Source organism: Salinicoccus sp. HZC-1 (genome assembly GCF_046736035.1).
Taxonomy (GTDB): Bacteria; Bacillota; Bacilli; order Staphylococcales; family Salinicoccaceae; genus Salinicoccus.
Genome location: NZ_CP177130.1, coordinates 2568673 through 2588780 on the forward strand (window position 1 = coordinate 2568673; position 20108 = coordinate 2588780).

Annotated in this window: 18 protein-coding genes and 1 tRNA gene; 3 read left to right on the forward strand and 16 right to left on the reverse strand. The window is 49.2% G+C overall.

The annotated features are described in order from the left end of the window. Nucleotides 1-279 precede the first annotated feature (279 nt). The 3 genes from ACKRAT_RS13275 to ACKRAT_RS13285 form a co-directional block, all read right to left on the reverse strand. Nucleotides 280-1416 carry a 5-methyltetrahydropteroyltriglutamate--homocysteine S-methyltransferase gene (locus ACKRAT_RS13275; RefSeq protein WP_411842853.1) on the reverse strand — a complete coding sequence of 379 codons (1137 nt, stop codon included), beginning with the start codon at nucleotides 1414-1416 and terminating at the stop codon, nucleotides 280-282. Between the two features lie 157 nt (nucleotides 1417-1573). Next, nucleotides 1574-2248, reverse strand: coding sequence for a Na+/H+ antiporter NhaC family protein (locus ACKRAT_RS13280; protein ID WP_411842854.1), 675 nt, complete (start codon nucleotides 2246-2248; stop codon nucleotides 1574-1576). Nucleotides 2249-2281: 33 nt separating this feature from the next. Further along, nucleotides 2282-3097: a Na+/H+ antiporter NhaC family protein gene (locus tag ACKRAT_RS13285; protein ID WP_411842855.1), complete on the reverse strand. Its 816-nt coding sequence runs from the start codon at nucleotides 3095-3097 to the stop codon at nucleotides 2282-2284. A 106-nt stretch (nucleotides 3098-3203) separates the two neighbouring features. Between ACKRAT_RS13285 and ACKRAT_RS13290 the strand changes: the two genes are divergently transcribed. Together ACKRAT_RS13290 and ACKRAT_RS13295 are read left to right on the forward strand one after the other, a co-directional pair. Beyond that, nucleotides 3204-3276, forward strand: a tRNA-Ala gene (locus ACKRAT_RS13290). A gap of 112 nt (nucleotides 3277-3388) precedes the next feature. Further along, nucleotides 3389-4600, forward strand: a complete 1212-nt coding sequence (locus ACKRAT_RS13295; RefSeq protein WP_411842856.1) for a DUF819 domain-containing protein — start codon at nucleotides 3389-3391, stop codon at nucleotides 4598-4600. A gap of 141 nt (nucleotides 4601-4741) precedes the next feature. Here ACKRAT_RS13295 and manA read toward each other — a convergent pair whose 3' ends face one another. Genes manA through ACKRAT_RS13315 form a run of 4 tightly spaced genes read right to left on the reverse strand, consistent with a single transcriptional unit; the run spans nucleotide 4742 to nucleotide 8917 of the window. Further along, entirely contained in the window at nucleotides 4742-5692 is a 951-nt protein-coding gene (gene manA, locus ACKRAT_RS13300) for a mannose-6-phosphate isomerase, class I (RefSeq protein ID WP_411842857.1), read from the reverse strand. An 11-nt stretch (nucleotides 5693-5703) separates the two neighbouring features. Further along, complete coding sequence (locus tag ACKRAT_RS13305; protein ID WP_411842858.1) at nucleotides 5704-6225, reverse strand: GNAT family N-acetyltransferase; 522 nt, start codon at nucleotides 6223-6225, stop codon at nucleotides 5704-5706. A 12-nt stretch (nucleotides 6226-6237) separates the two neighbouring features. After that, nucleotides 6238-8190 (reverse strand): fructose-specific PTS transporter subunit EIIC, encoded by a 1953-nt coding sequence (locus ACKRAT_RS13310; RefSeq protein WP_411842859.1) that lies wholly within the window; start codon nucleotides 8188-8190, stop codon nucleotides 6238-6240. 22 nt (nucleotides 8191-8212) lie between these two features. Beyond that, the gene (locus ACKRAT_RS13315; RefSeq protein ID WP_411842860.1) at nucleotides 8213-8917 is read right to left on the reverse strand and encodes an MOSC domain-containing protein; all 705 of its coding nucleotides are present in this window, start codon (nucleotides 8915-8917) and stop codon (nucleotides 8213-8215) included. 244 nt (nucleotides 8918-9161) lie between these two features. Between ACKRAT_RS13315 and ACKRAT_RS13320 the strand changes: the two genes are divergently transcribed. After that, nucleotides 9162-9446, forward strand: coding sequence for a hypothetical protein (locus ACKRAT_RS13320; RefSeq protein ID WP_411842861.1), 285 nt, complete (start codon nucleotides 9162-9164; stop codon nucleotides 9444-9446). 42 nt (nucleotides 9447-9488) lie between these two features. Here the strand turns inward: ACKRAT_RS13320 and ACKRAT_RS13325 are convergent, their stop codons facing one another. From ACKRAT_RS13325 to ACKRAT_RS13365, 9 genes are all read right to left on the reverse strand, one after another. After that, entirely contained in the window at nucleotides 9489-10454 is a 966-nt protein-coding gene (locus tag ACKRAT_RS13325; RefSeq protein ID WP_411842862.1) for a plasmid pRiA4b ORF-3 family protein, read from the reverse strand. Between the two features lie 15 nt (nucleotides 10455-10469). After that, a complete protein-coding gene (locus ACKRAT_RS13330) occupies nucleotides 10470-11894 on the reverse strand; it encodes a plasmid pRiA4b ORF-3 family protein (protein ID WP_411842863.1) in 1425 nt (474 codons plus the stop codon). A gap of 22 nt (nucleotides 11895-11916) precedes the next feature. Further along, the gene (gene gntK, locus ACKRAT_RS13335; RefSeq protein ID WP_411842864.1) at nucleotides 11917-13434 is read right to left on the reverse strand and encodes a gluconokinase; all 1518 of its coding nucleotides are present in this window, start codon (nucleotides 13432-13434) and stop codon (nucleotides 11917-11919) included. Nucleotides 13435-13540: 106 nt separating this feature from the next. Then, a complete protein-coding gene (locus ACKRAT_RS13340; protein ID WP_411842865.1) occupies nucleotides 13541-14902 on the reverse strand; it encodes a gluconate:H+ symporter in 1362 nt (453 codons plus the stop codon). A gap of 20 nt (nucleotides 14903-14922) precedes the next feature. Continuing rightward, nucleotides 14923-16071 carry a galactonate dehydratase gene (dgoD, locus tag ACKRAT_RS13345; protein WP_411842866.1) on the reverse strand — a complete coding sequence of 383 codons (1149 nt, stop codon included), beginning with the start codon at nucleotides 16069-16071 and terminating at the stop codon, nucleotides 14923-14925. Further along, the gene (locus ACKRAT_RS13350; protein ID WP_411842867.1) at nucleotides 16071-16697 is read right to left on the reverse strand and encodes a bifunctional 4-hydroxy-2-oxoglutarate aldolase/2-dehydro-3-deoxy-phosphogluconate aldolase; all 627 of its coding nucleotides are present in this window, start codon (nucleotides 16695-16697) and stop codon (nucleotides 16071-16073) included. The genes dgoD and ACKRAT_RS13350 overlap by 1 nt, the downstream gene beginning before the upstream one ends. Nucleotides 16698-16707: 10 nt before the next feature. Further along, the gene (locus ACKRAT_RS13355) at nucleotides 16708-17655 is read right to left on the reverse strand and encodes a sugar kinase (RefSeq protein ID WP_411842868.1); all 948 of its coding nucleotides are present in this window, start codon (nucleotides 17653-17655) and stop codon (nucleotides 16708-16710) included. Continuing rightward, nucleotides 17655-18413 carry an IclR family transcriptional regulator gene (locus tag ACKRAT_RS13360; RefSeq protein WP_411842869.1) on the reverse strand — a complete coding sequence of 253 codons (759 nt, stop codon included), beginning with the start codon at nucleotides 18411-18413 and terminating at the stop codon, nucleotides 17655-17657. Before ACKRAT_RS13360 ends, ACKRAT_RS13355 begins: the two co-directional genes overlap by 1 nt. Nucleotides 18414-18592: 179 nt before the next feature. Beyond that, nucleotides 18593-20107: a sodium:solute symporter family protein gene (locus tag ACKRAT_RS13365; protein WP_411842870.1), complete on the reverse strand. Its 1515-nt coding sequence runs from the start codon at nucleotides 20105-20107 to the stop codon at nucleotides 18593-18595. Nucleotide 20108: the final 1 nt, after the last annotated feature.

The window sequence follows — 20108 nt, forward strand, 5'->3', positions numbered from 1 at the left end:
GAAAATTCAAATATCAAAGGCTGATTTCGGATTCATTTCCTTGAATATCCAATTTCTCTTTCCACCCGTCCTGCGCCTCTAAAATTATCCCAACACTTATGTAATCGGTTACAAAAAGAATTTTAACACAAGATACTCTTATATATCATCTTTTCATAGCACGCATTCTCCCCGTGCACGAAAGACACTGCTCCATTCCGCAACTGCCGCCAAACGCAAAAAGGATGATGAACGATCATCCATTCATCACCCTTTTTTACTCAATCGGTTTTTATTCCACTACTTGCCCCAGACCTCTTCGGCCACTTCCCTGACGAGACGCAGCTTTTCCCATTGCTGTGCTTCGGTCAGTATATTGCCTTCCTCTGTAGAGGCGAAGCCGCACTGCGGGCTGATGCACAGCCGTTCAAGCGGTACGTACTTGGACGCTTCCTCGATACGCTGTTTGATTTCGTCCTTGTTTTCGAGCTCCGGATACTTCGAAGAGAATAAACCGAGCACCACCAGCTTATCATCGCTGACATTGGCCAGGGATTCAAAACCGCCGGCCCGCGCTGTGTCGAATTCCAGATAGTAGGCCTTGACTTCCTCTTCCCCGAAAAGAACTTCCGCAATTTTATCGTATGCACCGGAGGATGCCCATGTGGAGTGGTAATTGCCGCGGCAGACATGGGTCGTGATGGTGAGATCTTCCGGATGGTTCTCAATGGCTTTGTTGTTTACAGTGACGTAGAGTCTGCTCAGCGCTTCCACAGACACACTTTCGTTCCGGCTTGCCCAATAATTCTCATCCACCAGCATGCCCCATGTGCAGTCATCCAGCTGTACGCTCCGGCAGCCCGCCGTATACAAATCTTTGATGACCGTCCGGTAAGCTGCCGCGATGTCTTCAATCAGTTCATCTTTGTCAGGATAGATTGCATTTGTTGCCTCCAGATTTTCCGGACGCTGCAGTTCAGACAGGAACTGTGCAGGTGCGGGCAAAGTCTGTCTTGCGACCACTTCGTCATCGGCAAACTGCTGTACAAATTTAAAATGCTCGACGAATGGATGGTTCTCCCCGCTGATTTCCCCTGTCAGGCGTGCAGATTCCGCACGCGTCTCTTCGTCATTAAACTGATAGCCGTTATCGACATCCACCTTCTCTACGCCCTGAAGCCCCCACATGAAATCGAGATGCCACCAGGAACGGCGGAATTCTCCATCCGTCACTGCTTTAAGCCCGCTTTCCTTCTGTTTTGTGATGAGCGCTTTAATCGCGTCGTCCTCCACCGTCTTCAGTTCCTGTCCGGAAATGCTGCCATTGGCATATGCCTGACGCGCCGCTTTCAATTCGTCCGGGCGCAGGAAACTGCCCACGTTATCAAATCTGAATGGTGTTTCTTTCCTTACGTCTGCTTTATTGATTACTGTCATCGCCAACCACTCTCCAATTCGTTTTGTTTTATAAGTTCAGCTTACCACGGAAGGCCGGATATAATATAACTGATAAATTTCATGGTTGGATATAGCTTTTGGCTATAATACATGAAAAGATGATGAACCGATTATGATCCATCACCTTTTTCCAGTATTAGAATATGAATCCTGCAATCAGGAACATGACGGCAGCTATCCCTGCAGCCGTCAGTGCATAAGGGAGCTGGGTGTTGATGTGGTCCATATGTTCTACGTCCGCACCGATGGAGGACATCAGGCTCGTATCAGAAATCGGTGATGTATGGTCGCCGAACGCACCCTCGGAGAGTATGGCGGCTGCAGCCAGAAATGGATCTCCGCCCGTCGCAATCATTAAGGTGATGCCGATCGGCATCATGATTGCCCATGTACCGAAGGATGTCCCCATTGAGAACGATACGAATGCCGAAATGAGAAATACGGACACAGGGACGATAAACGCCGGAATAATATCACCGACGGATTGCTCGATGAATAATGCGGCACCTGTCCCTTCGGGGGCCGGCGCCCGCATCACATCACCCAGTGTAACGGCAAGTATGATTATGACGGCACCGAGGAGTACGCTTCTCGCCCCTTCGAATGCATCATCGAAAAATGCTTTTGACGTCATGATGCCCCGGCTGATGTATTGAATGTAGGCAAGTGCGATTCCCAGTGTGAAACTGACAATGAGCATCATATTACCGCCGATTGGAATTTCCGGCACATCAAAAAATTGGACGAATGTATAGTTCCATAATCCCAAGGCAACCAGCAGCAGCACCGAAACCCCGAGCGGCAGCAGCATATCGGATACCTTTCCATTTTTGTTAACCGACCCCTACGATTTCGCATTACCCGGCTGGCTGTCATACGTGTACTTTCCTTTTTTAGCTCTCTCTTCCGCTTTTTTCATCGGCCCGAAGTCTTTCAATATGCCGAAAGCAAATAAAAATACGATAATGATCATCACGATATTATAAAAGTTGTAAGGAATCGTACGGATGAGCCCCTGGATCGGATCCTCCACACTTTCAATGTTATCCACCATGAGCGCCCCCATGAAGGCCACCCACCCTGAGATTGGGACGATCGTATTGATAGGAGCGGATGTCGAATCCAGGAAAAATGCGAGTTTTTCCCTGGAAATTTTCATCTTGTCGAAAACCGGCCGGAACACTGCGCCCGTTGCGAGTGAACTGAAGTAGGCACTCGTAAATAGCGAGATGCCCATGACGGAAGCTGACGCCTGGGCCCCTTCCTTGGTTTTCACCTTGTCCGCCAGCCAGTGTCCGAATGCGTATGCCCCGCCTGATTTATTCAGGACACCGATGAAGGCACCCAGCAGAAGTACGATAATGATGAGCTCGGCCCGCGAGGCATCTTTCACAATCCCCATACCATATACACCTGCTTCTTCGTTTGCAGGCGTGCCGGCCAGGGTTGCAAATAGATTAACAATGGAATAGATGATGGAATGGATGAAGCCGTTCGCATTTGCATCTATGATGATCGTTCCGATAAGAATTCCGGATAACAGTGACAATACGACGCGTTTTGTCACAATCGCCAAAGTCAGCGCGATGATAGAAGGCAATAAAGATAAAATACCGAAGTGTCCGCTTTTTCCCGCCCTTTTCCTTAGTCGATTATTCATAGTTATGTGAAAGCGTAAACTTTTGATTGGTTTTATTGGCAATTAAATGATTATCTTATTGAATATATTCCGTTTCTGGATTACAATAATATATGTTCAGTACACCGGGGCCATAGCTCAGCTGGGAGAGCGTTGCGCTGGCAGCGCAAAGGTCAGGGGTTCGAGCCCCCTTGGCTCCATATCGAGACCGTATCTGTTTTAACTAACAGATATGGTCTTTTTTATTTCTTCCGATGGTTAGATATCTGGGCACCATTGCATTATAATCGGGGGTATGAAGGGGGCACTAAAATGAATGCATTAATTTCGCCGGATGAGACCTGGCTGTTATGGGCGTTTCTTGTGGGATGGGCGGCCATATCGATATTCCTTGAACAGAAATACGAATGGGCATCTAAATTATCCGGTGCCATCATTGCACTGGTCGGTGCGATGCTGCTTGCGAATTTCGGTGTGATTCCGATTGAATCACCGACGTATGACGTCGTCTGGACGTACGTTGTACCGCTTGCGATACCACTGCTCTTATTCCAGTCGAATATCATAAAAATCTGGAAGGAAAGCGGGCGACTGCTCATGATTTTCCTGATCAGTTCCATCGGAACGGTTGCCGGGACGATCATCGCTTTCTTTTTACTTAGAGACTATATTCCCGGCCTCGATGAAATCGGGGCAATGGTCGCGGGTTCCTACACAGGCGGCAGTGTAAACTTTGCAGCGATGGCGACGCGTTTTGACGTTGACGGGGAGACGGTCTCCTCCACTGTGGTTGCGGATAACATGCTGATGGCACTTTACTTCCTGGTACTCATCGCAATCCCGGCTGTCGGGTTCTTCAAGAAAAACTACAATTCGCCGCACATTGATGAACTGGAACAGAAGGCAGGCGGAGACGAGAATCAGGCTGCCGCGTATTGGAAACGGAAGGAAATCTCACTGAATGACATCGCACTTGCTGTCGGAAGCTCATTTGCCATCGTTGCAGTATCGTTCAAACTTGCAGAGTTTTTCAGCAATGTGATACCGGCAGATGCAAATATATTCCTGACACTCTTAAGAGGGATCATAGGGGATAATTATCTGATGCTCACTACCATCACCCTGCTGCTCGTTTCATTGCTGCCTAAATATTTCAGCAGCATAAATGGTGCACAGGAAATCGGTACTTTCCTGATTTATATTTTCTTTGTGGTCATCGGTGTACCGGCATCCCTACCGCTCATCATTCAGAATGCACCACTGATCCTGCTGTTTGCAGCAATCATCGTAACGATCAACATGCTGATTTCCTTCTCTTTCGGAAAATTGTTCAAGTTCAGCCTCGAAGAAATCATCCTCTCCAGCAATGCCAATATCGGCGGGCCGACGACAGCCGCTGCCATGGCGATATCCAGAGGATGGACGAAACTCGTCGGCCCGATCCTGATTATCGGTACACTCGGATATATCATCGGGAACTATATCGGTACCGGACTGGGCGTATGGTTTGCGGGCATGATGTAGATCGGATGCGTTTAACGGCCATTGATTGTTGGTTTTGATGGCTGTCCGCTTTCTGATGGTCACCCGATTACACTTCCAGTGACCGTCAAATATAAAACCAGGCGTCCTATCCAGAATATTGAGCAGGACGCCTGGTTCTATTTATGGATGGGAAACGATCAATTCCATTTCCCCATGCAGTCTAATATTTTCCACTCCGTTCGGCAGAATGAAGTTCATGCCTTTCTTCAACTCATATTCCTGATCTTCCACTTCAATACTGCCTTCGCCTTCTATCACATTGACCTGCATGAAGTCTGCAGAAATTGAATGCCCGGCACTTCCGTCCACTTCCCATTTCTCCACTGTGAAGTACTGTTCTCTGACCAGCTGCCGGATTTTCATGCCGTCGACCTGACTGGTTTCAAAATCCACCGCCACTTCTTCATGGGGAATGTTCGTGACTGCTTTTGCTTTATCCAGATGCAGTGCCCTGGTGTTGCCGTTTTCGTCTTTTCTGTCGTAGTCATAAACACGATATGTGATGTCCGAGCTCTGCTGCACTTCCAAAATCGTGATTCCCCGGCCGATGGCATGGATTGTGCCGCTTGGCACGTATACGAAATCGCCTTTTTGAACTTTGACGTATCTAAACAGCTGTTCCCAAGCGCCTGTATCCACCATTTTTTCAAACTGTTCTTCATCTGTTGCCGTATGGCCCAGGATCAGACTGGATCCCGCTTCTGCATCGAGCACATACCAGCATTCCGTCTTCCCGTAAGGGACATCCTCTATTTCCTGTGCGTATTCATCATCGGGATGGACCTGGACGGATAAATCTTTCGCCGCGTCCAATATTTTCACGAGCAGCGGATATTCTCCGTCGCCTTCTTTATTGAAGAGTTCACCATGGTCATTCCATAGTCGATCGAGCGACTTCCCCGCGTGTGCGCCTCCCGTGACTTTACCCGCTCCGTTTGGATGTGCGGAAATCACCCATGCTTCCCCTGTCGCAGCCGACGGGATGTCATATCCATATTCTTCACGGAGCTTCCGCCCGCCCCAGATCCGTTCCTGTAATACCGGTTCTAAAAATATTGGTTCTTTAAACATATTGTCCTCCATTAACTGTGATAGCCTGACTGGACCCAGATCCGTATTTCCCATGAATGAACAATCAGCGGCTTCCAGCCCATGCTCATAAAGAGATTGATCAGCACCTTATTATTCACATTCACTTTTAAAAAAGCCTCTTCATGATTCTCCTGCAGCATCGTCATCCCTTTGGATAACAGAGGCAGGCCGAGCCCCAGCCCTTGGAATTCCGGTACGACATTGAACCAGTGCAGCCTGCCCATAAATTTATCTTTCACTGTGCCATGCCATGCCGTGACTGTGCCGACGAGCTCCGATTCTTCATTTTCTATAAAAATCATGTACCGTTGCAAATTACGCACTTTGTCAAACTCCCAATGAAACCTTCTCAGAGCATCTCTGTGACTGTCAAACTCTCCTGATTCCAATAATATATGCGCCCACTCGTCTTCAAACCCCTTTTCATAACGGACAAACCTGTAACCTTCCGGTAAATTGAAGACCTGAATGTCGATAAGGTTATGCTGAAGATAGATCAGTGATTTTTTCATAATAAATCATCCTTATTTTACTTCTTCTAGCAGTGCATACACTCCTTCTGTCGAGTCCGTGTCTAATAATTCATTTCTGAAATCATCATCCATCAATTTACGGGACAGCATCTGCAATATTTTCAAGTGGTCGTCTCCTGCTGATTCTGTCGGCACCGCAATCATGAATATCAGCTTGGCTTCTGTGCCATCCATACTATTCCAGTCGACACCTTCCGTACTTCTGCCGTAAACTACAGCCGGACGTCTTACGCCGTCCGACTTGCCGTGCGGAATCGCAATGTTCATGCCGAGTCCTGTCGTGCCTTCCGCCTCTCTGGCCAAAATCGCTTCTTTGTATTCTTCTTTAGATGATAATACGCCTGCCCGATCCAGTTTCTGTATCAATTCATCTATGACACCCTTCTGATCAGTACTGTCCAGATCCACTTCGATCAAATCTCTATCGAGGATGTCTGTTAACTTGTTCACTTCAGTCTTTTCCGGTGCAGCTTCCTTCTCCTCTGCCGGCTTTTCTGCCACCGGTTCTGATTCTTCCCCGAGTGACACCGCTCCGACGCCTGCCGCTTCTGTGCCAACCGTCCGTTTCAGGGCATTTACCATAAAGGCGGTCACCAGTATCCCGATGAGTGCCGCAACAAAGAACATCAGTACATTATCGACGGCACCAAGCACCGCAACAATCGGTCCGCCATGGGCGACATGGTCACCGACACTGCTGACCATTGCGATGACTGCACCGACCATCGAACCCGTGACGATACTCGGTATTACCCGGAGTGGATCCTGTGCTGCAAATGGAATCGCCCCTTCTGTAATTCCGAAGAGCCCCATCGTAAATGAGGCTTTCCCCGCTTCAATTTCCGCGGGATTGTATTTCTTTTTGTTGATGAATGTCGCGAGTCCCATACCGATTGGCGGGATACAGATGGCCACCGCAATGGCACCCATGATCGTGTAGTTCCCCTCGGCAATCATGCCGACGCCGAACAGGAACGCCACCTTATTGAACGGCCCGCCCATATCGATTGCGATCATGCCGCCGAGTATGACGGCAAGTAATATGGAGCTTGCACCCTGCATGCCCTCAAGCCATGTCGTCAGCCCCTCAAACAGTGCTGCGACCGGTGCACCGATCACATAGATGAACAGCAGGCCGACGATGATCGTACCGATGATCGGCAGGAAAATAATCGGCATGACGGGCTCCATCGCTTTCGGCACTTTGATTTTCTTGAGTGCGAGGACGATATATCCCGCGAGGAAACCGGCGATGATTCCGCCGATGAATCCGGCGTTTGCCTCCGTACCGTAAAAACTGCCGTTCGCTGCGATATATCCGCCGACAACACCGGGGGCAAGCCCCGGTCTGTCCGCAATGCTGTAGGCGATATACCCTGCTAAAATCGGCACCATGAATGCAAATGAGGCACCGCCGATCGCTTCAACCTGTTTCCAGAACAAACCCTCCGGAATCACGATGCCCCCGGGCGTCTGTTCACCGCCCAGAGTCAGTGCAATTGCGATCAGAAGTCCGCCGACAACGATGAATGGGATCATGTAGGATACCCCGTTCATCAAATGACGGTAGACGGGATTCTCTTTGCTCTTCTTTTCCCCTTTGACCTCGTCCGCCGTTTTCATCCCTGCTTTGTAAACAGGCACTTCATCATTCTCAAAACGGCTGATCAGTTCTTCAGGTTTCCTGATGCCTTCCTGGACACTGACAGCAAGCACCTTTTTACCTGCAAACCGTTCTTTCGAGACCTCTTTATCACTTGCGATGATAATACCGTCCGCTGCTTCGATATCCTCCCTGGTCAGTTCATTTTCCACACCGATCGATCCTTGTGTCTCCACTTTCATTTCGACGCCTAATTCATCTGCTGCTTTCTGTATATTCTCCGCTGCCATATAAGTATGGGCAATACCGACCGGACATGCTGTAATCGCTAACAGTTTCATCCCTTATCCCCCTCGGATATCTTTATTTGTTCGGCCCATAGACTCTCTTATCTATACCCCCTTCTTTGCCCATGAGACGTTTGTTCATCGTATTTTTCCAGTTTTCTGCCAGTAGTTCACACGAGGCCAGACTTTCCGCCAGGCTTAAATTATCCTTTTGTTCATACATCACTTCATTACATGCTTCAATCGACCATTCCGGATACGGTCGGCTGATCAGTTCAAGTGCATCACCGGCTCTAACTCCGCCTTCTTCGAGCACACGGAAATACCATCCCGTCCTGCCCGTCTTCTGGATTCTGAGTGCAAGATCCAGAACTTTATGGCGCCTTGCCGGTTTCCAGCACGGCCGTCTCGGCTGGGATACCTGGATCAGAGCGTCGCCGGCCCGGTATGTATCGCCGATACACACTGAGGATTCATCCATACCGGAAACCGCCAGGTTTTCACCATTGCCGCCGATTCCGATATCCGACCCGAGTTCCCGCCGCCATTTTTCATAGTGCTCTACGGGATAGGCAAACACCGCTTTTTCCGGTCCTCCATGGTTCTTCTTGTCCGCCACATCATCTCCCGTAAATCCGGTTTCGGACAGAAAGACGGATGCATCTGTCGCCGCTTTGAAGATGCCGCTTTCCCACGGCTGTTCCAGTTTGTCTTCGGCCTCTGGGTCTCCAAGCTGTTTCACTCCGCCGGTAAATAATTGATCGATCATTGGTTTCTTCAAAACATCCCCTCCAAGTATCAGTGAATTCATCCAGTGCATGGATCATCCATAAAAAAGTAAGCGCATTCTGCTTATTCCTTATTTTACCACTTAGTGTGTACGGATGCAGTAAACCGGGCGCATTCATTTCATCAAAAACATAAGCCCTTAATTTTCATTTTACACCCCGGTATGAGATAATTGAATATAACAAAAAAGCATTCGACGTACCGGCATTTTCTTTATTTGAAAGGAAGGATATTTGATGGGAAAAGTCAAAAAACTGATTGGTGCGGCTGGTTTAGCAGCGGGAGCGGCGTATTTATCGAAGGAAAAGAACCGTGAGAAAGTCAAGGAGACCGTAGATAAAGCAGTGTATAAGGCAACGAGCTGGACGAGCGACCCTTATCTGCTCCATCTCGGAAAACCGGATGAGGCAGACGACTCGAACATGGTTGCTGAAGGTGCAATGACCAGCGTACTGTACTATTATGAACTGCGGGACAGGGCGTCAGATAAGGACAGGACATCCGAAAAGGACAGAGCATAGAAAAACGGGAAGATCTCCATTGAGGTCTTCCCGTTTTCATTTTCATTCATCCATTGAAGGGTCATTCGATTCCGTTATCGGTTCTGTTCTGCTGAATAGTTTCCCGAGTGTCCGGTTGATCGCTTTTTTGGGGTACCGCGCCTTGTAATTCTGCGATTTCGCCCATAAAAACATTTCCTCATGTTCGGGATGGGAGTCATTCTTTATAATATCAAGAACCATTTCAAACCCGCCGACACCGCCGGAATCCTCTATCGGTCCCGGCCCTTTGTGTTTGAGCACGGCAGGCAGCTGCGGATTCTCCTCATGAAGTTTTTCCAGCACTTCGATCCGGTGGTCCCAATTGTCTCCGTAATCATAAATATAATTGACTGCACCGGCCTTTAATAAAATCGGATCGATCGGGGTCTCGCTTGCCAGCAGATCTTTTACCTGCCCTTCTCCGGCATATGCTTCTTCCATATCGAATGTATGAACAAAAATCCGATGCCCCTCATCATTGAAAGACGCAAGATGGCTGTTCTGCCAGCCCATCGCTTTCTGGATGACGAGGTGGAGTTCATAGAAGTTCAGACGTGCCGGAACAGCGACTTCGCGCCATATCGGAGTGTGGGTGTCCCGCAGAGTAATACGCAGCTTCAAGGCATTGTAATGCTCCTCCGCAGCCGGTCCTTCCTCTTTTTTAAGGTATTCATTTTCCGCATCACGTATTTTAATCAGCCGTGACAGCCTCTGTACCACATCCACATGGATGAAACCACTGTCGTGACCTCCAGGCAGAAGGATGCGGTTTTTTATCAAGTAAAAATATTCATTCGAGTGTAGTGTGATTTCATAGAAGCCTGACAATGGCCTGACTTTTTCAAGCCGCTCTATCAGATGACGCTCAGCGGGCTTCAGTTTCTCTGCAATTTTCGACATGAAATAATCGTCGTTGATATATGAAACGGACATATCTGCAAGTGCATCATCTTTCAAAATCTCATGGTAAAACCTTCTTAGATCCATTTTATCCTCCAATCATTAAACATTGAATTCAGTCACCGGATGCGCTTTGCCGAACCGCTTCTCGAGCCGATTATTGATCGCCGTCATCGGATAGCGTTCCCTGTAGTTCATCGTCCGCGCTTTTTCATACGTCCTGGCATAATCCGGATGCTGGCTGTCATTCAAAATCGCAAGTGCCTTCTCCAGCCCTTCCGGGCCGCCGACGTTCTCGATCGGTATCGGGCCGCCGTAACTGCGGATCGCCGGAATGGCATGGTCGATGTTGATCCTGTCCGTGATGGAGATTTTAACGGTATACCCATCCACCGATTCATAATGATAATGAATGTCCGCCGTCTGATCGAACAGTGCATCGATCTGTGTGAAGCTTGCCAGCAGACCGGCTTCGTTCCCGTCCTCCTCCTGTTCCTCTTTCATCAGAAGGATGGATTCATAAATGGTATATCCATCGGCTGTAAACCGTGAAGGGCTGCTGCTCCGCCAGTCCATGACCGCGCGGATGACCAGATGGAGTTCGAAGAAGTTCATCCCGGCCGGCACCTGGACTTCGCGCCAGACGGGTTCATGTGTATCCATCACTTCAAGCTTCAGCGCATAAGCATTGTAGTCGCCCCTGATGGATGTTCCGGCACTTTGCGGTTTTCTCCTCTGTGCCACTGCATCGAAGTTCACGGATTTCAGGGTTTCGAGCACCTTCTGGTGCATGACCAGAAAATTCGCATGTACTTTGACGATCAGGCCGAGATTCTTCGCTTCTTCCCATCTGGATTTCGCCTCGTATACGTTATAGTCCTTGTCCACGTTTTCCCGGATGATTTCAAATTCCTCATCGCCGATATGAAGCAGTATCTCTTCCAGGAACTGAGGGGATGTGACAAGTGCCGTAATATGGCGCAGATAGTCATCCTTCTGGTTGCCTTCCGTCTCACTTCCGAGCCGCCTGAGCAGCGCCTTCAGCTCTCTCCATGTCAGATTGTTGTATAACCAGTAGATCGGTCCTTTATAAATCTGTTCAAGCCTTCCGATATCCCTTGGGTTAAACGCTTCATCCCTGTGGATGAACATATCGGCAGCCGGCAGCACGCCCGTACTTTTCAGTGCTGCATCGATTGCCTCGACGATATCGTGATGGATCACCCCTTCTCCGTCGCCCGCCTCCAATATGTATTGATAGTCGGTCAGCGCCTGGTATTTGGAAACATCATAAGGCACATGATGGAGATTATCGGGCGTTTCTTCATCCACCAGACTCCGGAGCAGCGCCGCTTCGCCCATGGAAACATTCCCGGAGACTTCAGCCAGCGTCTTTCCATCCGAAATGCTTTTCATCTTATTTTCTGCCAGAGCCTCTATCGAATCGAATGTTTCCTCATTCATCAGATTGGCCCGGACCAATTCATTCTCTTCAAGAAAATGATCGAAAAAGTCCTTCAGATCCATTCTCCCACCTCCATTTTTAACATTACTCTCTGAGTTCATGCATCCGCCCGTAGAACTGTTCGAGAGATCTGCCGATTTCTATATAGACACTCATTACATCCTGGTATTTCATATACTTGTGTTCATCCGGGGTGTAAGCATCATCTTCACCCACGAATCTGTCCACTTCACTCAAATCATCCATCTCGCCGATTGCGTATAACCCCAGTATACACGCACCGAATGCACTGGACTCATAAGTTTTCGGCACACTCAGTTTTTCACCGAAGACATCCGCCATCAGCTGCTTCCATATCTCACTGCGGGCAAATCCGCCGCTTGCCTTTATACTGTTCACTTCGTTCATCTGTTCCCTCAAAGCCAGGTATACACTGTAAAGATTGTACACCACGCCTTCCATCGCCGCACGGATCATGTGTTTCCGTTCGTGGGATAGAGTCAGCCCGTAAAATGACCCCACTGCCTTGGAATCCCATAATGGCGCACGCTCTCCGGCCAGATATGGATGGAAGATCAGGCCGTTGCTGCCCGCAGGCACGTCCTTCGCCGCTTCCGTCATTATCTCATATGGATCTTTGCCGCACGAATCCGCCTCACCGATTTCCTGCTGGCATAACTCATCGCGGATCCACCTTAGAATCACACCGCCGTTGTTCACGGGCCCTCCGATGACGTAATGGGAAGGTGTCAGATGATAGCAGAACGTACGCATCTTTTCATCCGTCTTCGGTGCATCGATTACGGTACGGATGGCGCCGCTCGTTCCGATTGTAATCGCGATATCCCCTTCGCGGATGGCATTCACGCCGAGATTGGCAAGCACACCGTCACTCGCACCGATGACGAGTTTCGTTTCAGGAGAGATATTTATGCCGGCAGCCGAATCTTCATTCATCTTGTAAATCGCAGTCGTATCCACAAGTTCCGGCAGCTGATCGGCTGAAAGTCCGAGCATCTCCAGCACTTCCTGATCCCAGTCCGACGTTTCCAGGTTCATCATGCCCATGCTGCTCGCAATGGACCTGTCCACCGCATATTCACCCGTCAGACGTTCAAGGATATACTCCTTGATGCCCACCACCCTGCCGATTCCGGCATAGAGCTCAGGCGCTTCATTCTTAAAATAGAACAGCTTGACGAATGGATTCATGGGGTGGATTGGCGTGCCCGTCCTGCGGTATATATCCAGACCGTTCTCCTCATTCAGCCGGTCCGCATAACCCTGGCTCCGGCTGTCCGCCCAGATAATACAGTCCGTCAGACGGCCGCCGTCCCCGTCCAATAGTATCATGCTGTGCATCGCGGAAGAGAAGGAGATGAATTCCACATCATCCCCGCAACCGTTCCGCGCGACAAGCAGACGGACCGCCTCAAAAGTTTTCTCCAGAATCTCATCCGGATCCTGCTCCGCAGTCTCCGCATCGGGGGTATGCAGCGGATAATTGCCCGTTTCCTTATCTATGTAACTGCCTTTGACATCAAAAAGGACCGCTTTTACAGCCGTTGTTCCGATGTCCAGGCCAATCATATACTTTTTCATAAACTAACTTCCTTTCGCTGTACATGTTAATTGTATTATATGGGTTTTTGTTCCCATATACAAAAACCCCATGCTCTGCATGGGGCTGAAATGATATCCATTCATTCTATATGAACAGACTGATTATGAATACGACTGTGAATCCGGTGAGACCGATGATGGTTTCCATCACGGTCCAGGACTTCAGAGTCTCTCCGGTGGTCATGCCGAAGAACCGGTTGACCAGCCAGAAGCCGGAGTCGTTGACGTGGGAGAGCACTGTCGCCCCACTCGCAATGGAGATCGCGATCAGACCGAGTACCGGCTGTGAAACCGGACTGATTTCAATGATCGGTGCCATCAGACCGGCACCGGTCACCATGGCCACTGTAGCGGACCCTTGTGCGACACGGACAAATGTCGTAATGACGAATGCCGCAACCACAAGCGGCAGTCCGGCGCCGACAACCAAGTTACCCATGACATCACCGACACCGCTCTGGATCAGCACTTCTTTGAATACGCCGCCGGCACCGGTGATCAGAATGATGATACCCGCCGGTTCAAGCGCCTTCGTTGCGACATCCTGTACTTCATCCCTGGAGTAGCCGCGTCGTGTGCCGAGCGTGATGAAAGTCAGCACAACCGTGATGATCAATGCAACGAACGGATGACCGACGAACTGGATTGTTTCGGCGACCAGACTTGTGGAATCTTCTCCCACGATTGCGCCCGTCACTGTATTTATAAGGATAAGGACAAGCGGAATCAGAATCAGAGAGAACACCAATTTGAAGCTTGGCAGATCTTTTTCCTCCTTGATGGCAGAAACTTCTTCATCGAGTTTCTGATAATCCGGGATTTCCAGCTGTATCTTTTTGCCGATATATTTACCGAAGACCGGTCCGGCAAGGATCATTGCCGGGATACCCGCTGCGATACCGAACAGGATCACCCAGCCCAGATCAACACCAAGCATGGCCGCCACCGTCATCGGGCCCGGTGTCGGCGGAACGAAACTATGTGCAACGGCAAGACCTGCAAGAAGCGGAATACCGTAATAGAGCAGGGACTTCCGTGTTTTCATTGCCAGTGAATAGACGATCGGAATCAGGATGACCAGCGCAACATCCAGGAATACCGGGATTGAAACGAGGAACCCTGTAAATCCGAGTGCCCATTGTGAGCGCTTCTCCCCGAATTTATCGATCAGCGTCAGTGCCAGCCGTTCGGCACCGCCGGATACTTTGAGGACCTCGCCGAACATCGCACCGAGTCCGACGACCACTGCGATGAATCCGAGTGTGCCGCCCATTCCGGTCTCGATGACGTCGATGATCTCCATCGGGCTCATGCCAGAGGCGAGACCGATGAACAGTGATGCAATCAGTAATGAAACAAATGCATGAAGCTTAATTTTCATAATCAGGAATAAAAGCAATGCGATGCCGAGAACGGTCGCAATAATCAACCAAGTTTCATGAGACATAAATTATACCCCTTTCATTTTTACCATTCTGCGATGCTGCCGTCTTCATGTTTCCATACCGGGTTCTTCCAATTGTGGCCGACGCCGCTCCGCTCGCGGACATAGTCTTCATTGATCTCTATGCCGAGGCCCGGTTTATCGGAAATTTTCACGTGCCCGTCCGTGTACTCGAAAACGGAGGGATCTTTGATGTAGTCCAGAATGTCGTTCCCTTTGTTGTAATGGATGCCTAGACTCTGTTCCTGGATGACTGCGTTATGGCACGTCGCATCCACCTGGATGCATGACGCAAGCGCAATCGGTCCCAGCGGACAATGCGGCGCGGCTGCGACGTCGAAGGCCTCAGCCATGGAAATGATCTTTTTGCATTCGGTGATGCCGCCAGCGTGTGACAGGTCCGGCTGGATGATATCCGCATAGCCGTCTTTCAGTAATGTTTTAAACTGCCATTTGGAGAACATCCGCTCACCCGTCGCAATCGGTATGGCAGTATGCATCGCGATGTCCCTCAGGTTTTCATTGTTCTCAGGGAGTGCAGGTTCTTCTATGAACATCGGTCTGAACTGTTCCAGTTCACGAGCCAGCACCTTTGCCATCGGCTTATGTACCCGTCCGTGGAAATCGATGCCGATGCCGAAATCCTTTCCGCATGCTTCCCGGATCGAGGCGACCCGTTCCAATACCATATCGACTTTACTGTAGTTATCAATGTACTGCAGTTCTTCGGTGGCATTCATCTTCACAGCCGTAATCCCCTGGTTTTTAAGTTCCAGTGACGCCTGCCCGACATCAGCAGGGCGGTCCCCGCCGACCCAGGAATAGATCTTTATCCGGTCGCGGGCCTTGCCGCCGATCAGTTCATGGACAGGTGCATTATAATATTTCCCTTTAATGTCCCACAGTGCCTGATCGATGCCTGAGATGGCACTCATCAGTATCGGGCCGCCCCTGTAGAATCCGGCCCTGTAAAGCTCGTTCCAGATGCCTTCAATTTCCATGGGATCACGACCGATGACCGTTTCCATCAGTTCGATGACAGCCGCCTTGACGGTTGCCGCCTTCCCTTCGATTACAGGTTCTCCCCAGCCGACCAGTCCGTCATCCGTCTCCACTTTCAAAAACAGCCATCTCGGCGGTACAGTAAACAGTTCATAGCTTTTAATCTTCATTATCTTTTCAGGGCCTCCTTGAACTTTTTGACTCTGTCCTCTATCTCTTCGAGCAGTGCATCATCCACTACGCCTTTCGGCACGAGGGCCGAACTGATGCCGGCCGCTTTGGCCCCCGCATCCAGAAATTCATTTATGTTTTCAGGTGTGACGCCGCCTGTCGGCAGCAATACGAGGTCATTCATCGGTGCCAGCACATCTTTGATATATCCCGCTTTCAGCTGCCCGGCCGGGAACACTTTGACCATTCCGGCGCCTGAACTCTGCGCATTGTAGATCTCCGTCGGCGTATAGCACCCCGGAATGTATAATACATCCTTTTTGGCAGAGAATTCGAGCACCGCTTCATTGTAGACCGGTGACAATAAAAATTCGGCACCGTTATTGATGCAGTCCTCCGCATCTTCGACATTTAAAACGGTGCCGGCACCGAGCACGATATCGCTGCCGAATGTCTCTTTCAAAGTTTTCAGCGTTCCCTTTGCATCCGGTGAATTCAGGGCCACCTCTATCACATTGAATCCGCTGTCTATCAGCGTTCTTACAATCTTCACCGCTTCCTCCGTGCCATAGCCGCGCAGGATGCCGATCATTTTATGGTCTGTAATCTTTTTTAGAACAGTCACAATATCTCCCCTATCTGTTTACTTTTTCATCGCTGGATTTGTCCATTGCCGTCCGAAGCATTTCTGCAGACGGGAATCCCTGGTAATCTCCGACAAACTGTGTGATATATCCGCCCAGGAAGCATGCCTTTTCAACCAGCGTCCCGGCTTTTTCTTCATTCAATAATCCGGAGACGATGCCTGCGGCAAACGCATCTCCGGCACCGACCGGATCTATCTCTTCGAACTGTCTGGGGTTTCTGACTTCTCCCCGGTCACCGTCGATGTCATAGACCGCTCCGTCACGGCCGAGCTTGAGGACCGTTTTGTGACAGCCCATCTCTTTGAAAGTATCCAGTGCCTGTCTGTAATCGTTTGTTTCCAGCAGAATATCCACTTCGCTCTTTCCGACGATCAGACAGTCGACATACGGAATGAATTCCAGGATCGTTTCACGCGCTTCTGACGCCGACCACATTTTCAATCGTATGTTCGGATCGAAGACAACCTTCACTTCATCCCCCAGCTGCCTGACGACTTCAAACAGCATGTCTCTCGCCGATTGGCTCAGTGACAGTGTAATCCCTGTCAGATAAAGGACTTTTGTCCGCCTGATCGCTTCCAAGTCAATATCATCGATGCCCAGGCTGCTCGCTGCTGAATTCTCCCTGTAATATGTAACATCCACACTGCCGTCCGGAGAAATCTGTTTGAAGAATACGCCGGTTCTTTTATTTTTAAGTAATACATGGGACGTATCGATGCCTTCCGCCCTTACCTTATGGAGAATCAATTCGCCCAGTTCATCATCGCCCAATGCGGAAATCCAGGATGTTTGATGCCCCAGTCTGGCGAGCCCGATCAACGTATTCGTTTCGGCTCCCGCCACAAACGGCTTGAACCCGTCTGCATGACGGATATAGCCGGAAGGCTCGTTGATCAATGATACCATCGACTCTCCAATCGCTGTCACTTCCATTATCTATCCCCTCCATTATATCCCTGCGTTGCGGAAATCCGTTTGGCTGAAGCTGTGATTTCCTCAATTACAGACTGTCGTTTTTTAAGCATTCTCGCCTTTGATCCGGCACAGCTGATCGCCGCAATCATATTTCCCTGATCACCGTAGACCGGCGCAGAGATGCAATACACGCCCAGATCGTTCTCTTCATCGTCGATCGCAAAGCCCTGTGCCCTGAACGCCGAAGTCACTTTCTCCAGCTTCGAACGGTCTGTAATCGTATGGGAAGTATGGTAGTCGAGTGAAATGGACGCCAATAGTTCTGCCCTCACATCCTCATCCTCAAAAGACAGGAATGCCTTGCCCAGGCCCGTGCAGTGCAGCGGCTTCCGCATGCCCGGCTGTGCGGTCGTCCTTGCCGAATCTTCGCTGTCGATCTTCGCGAGATAGATGATCTCCTCAGATGAACGGATGGCCAGGAACACCGTTTCACCCGTTTTTGAAACAGTCTCTTTAAGTATGGAAATACTTGAACTGAAAATATCATTGCTTATTCTCGCTTTATTACCGGCCGTTATTAGTTTGTGTCCGAGTTTATAAATATTTCCATTCGTCTTAATCAAATAATCCTTTCTTAACATCGTCCCCAACAGCTGGGACATGCTGCTCTTTGGAATCTCCAATTTCTTGGACAGTTCCATCAAAGTCGCACCCTCATCCGTCAAGGTTAAGTAATCAATCACATCAAGCACTCTTTCTGCCGACTTTACCGACATCTCATCACCTTCCGTTCACATATACAAACCCAGTTTCTGTATATGAACTTAAATATCAATATATTACTTTGGAAAACGCATGTCAACAGAAAAATGAAAAGGGTTTCATCAATCACTAAAAAAATAGAGCATAACATTGACGTTATGCCCCATTCAGTATTTCAATTTTTATCGTAATATTACCTTACCGGCTGTGTGGAAGTCACCGGGTCTTCTTCTATAATATCTTTCTGCGTCTCTTTCGAAGGGGCGGTTCCAAATGCAAAACTGCCTGCTGTATAAATGACGAGGTTGATCATCAATCCCCATATGCCGCTGAAAATACCCAATGGTTTGAGTCCTGTAAAAGTGAAGAAAGCTGCCAGCAGTGTACCGACAAGCATCCCTGCAAATACGGATTTTGCATGGCTCCTCCGCCAATACAGCCCGATTATGATTGCCGGAGCCACCTGAACCAGGATTTCCAGTTTAAGTACAAATACCTGATATAGAGTCGCCGGCGGATTCCAGGCGATGACCAGCAGGAAAGCGACCGCAACGACACCGAAGATTTTACCGATCATGATCTTTTTGGTGTCGGAGGCCCCGGGATTGATATATCTGCCGTATATGTCCTTTGAGATGATGGATGAAAAAGTCAGCAGCACTGAATCCGCTGTAGAAACGATCGCCGCGATAATACCGCCAAATAAAAGCACCATGGCAATATAGAAGATAATGTTCTCATTCGCGATGACACTTGCCATCATTCCCACAATCTGTTCGGATTCTTCGACACTCAAATCAGGGAATGCGGTATACGCGAGTATCCCGATTATGAATACCACGCCTGCAGTAATAAACGGCATCCACGCCATCTGGGTCAGCGACTTTTTCAATGCCCGTTCATTTTTCGCTGAAAAAATCCGCTGTATGGCATTCGGGTAGACAGCCGCACCAAAACCGACAAGGATCAGGAAGTTGCTCCATGTGACCAGCCCGATGCCTTCAGGGACACCCAGGTTCTCAGGCGAATATGTCCTGATATAGTCCCCCGCTTCCGGCAGTCCTCCAAAGTAAAGGATCGTTCCGATCAGAAGCATGAACACCCCAAACAGAAGGGCAATGCCCTGCATCGTATCTGTGTATGCCACTGAACGCATGCCGCCCAGCCAGCCGTATATGATCATAATGGTGATGAAGAAGATAACACCGACCTGATAAGGCACGGTGCCGCCGGTTAGACCGGCCACACCCTGACCGATCGCGATCAGCTGCTCCAGCAGGAAATTGCCCAGTGCATACAGCATTATTACCGCTCCCAGTATGGATACGGCTTTTGACTTGAACCGCAGCTGCAGCCAGTCCACCGGCGTCACAATATTATGCTTTTTGCTGATCTTATATAATTTTGGTGCATAGAGCAGATACACCAGAACAATCATGATAAAGAAAGGCACTGTGACCAGATTCGCATAGCCGACACGATATGCCTCTGCGGAATAGCCGATTACCGTATTTCCACTGTACTGGGTCGCAAAGAAAGTAAAGAACAGGACTAAAGTCCCCAAACTTCTCCCGCCCAAATAATATTCATCTAAACTGCTATGTACTTTTTTATTCCTTAAAAACGTAATGACACCGATCGACAGCATTATTATGCCGTAAAAAAGCATTATTAAAATACCCGATATACCGGAAAAAGCCAAATCCATA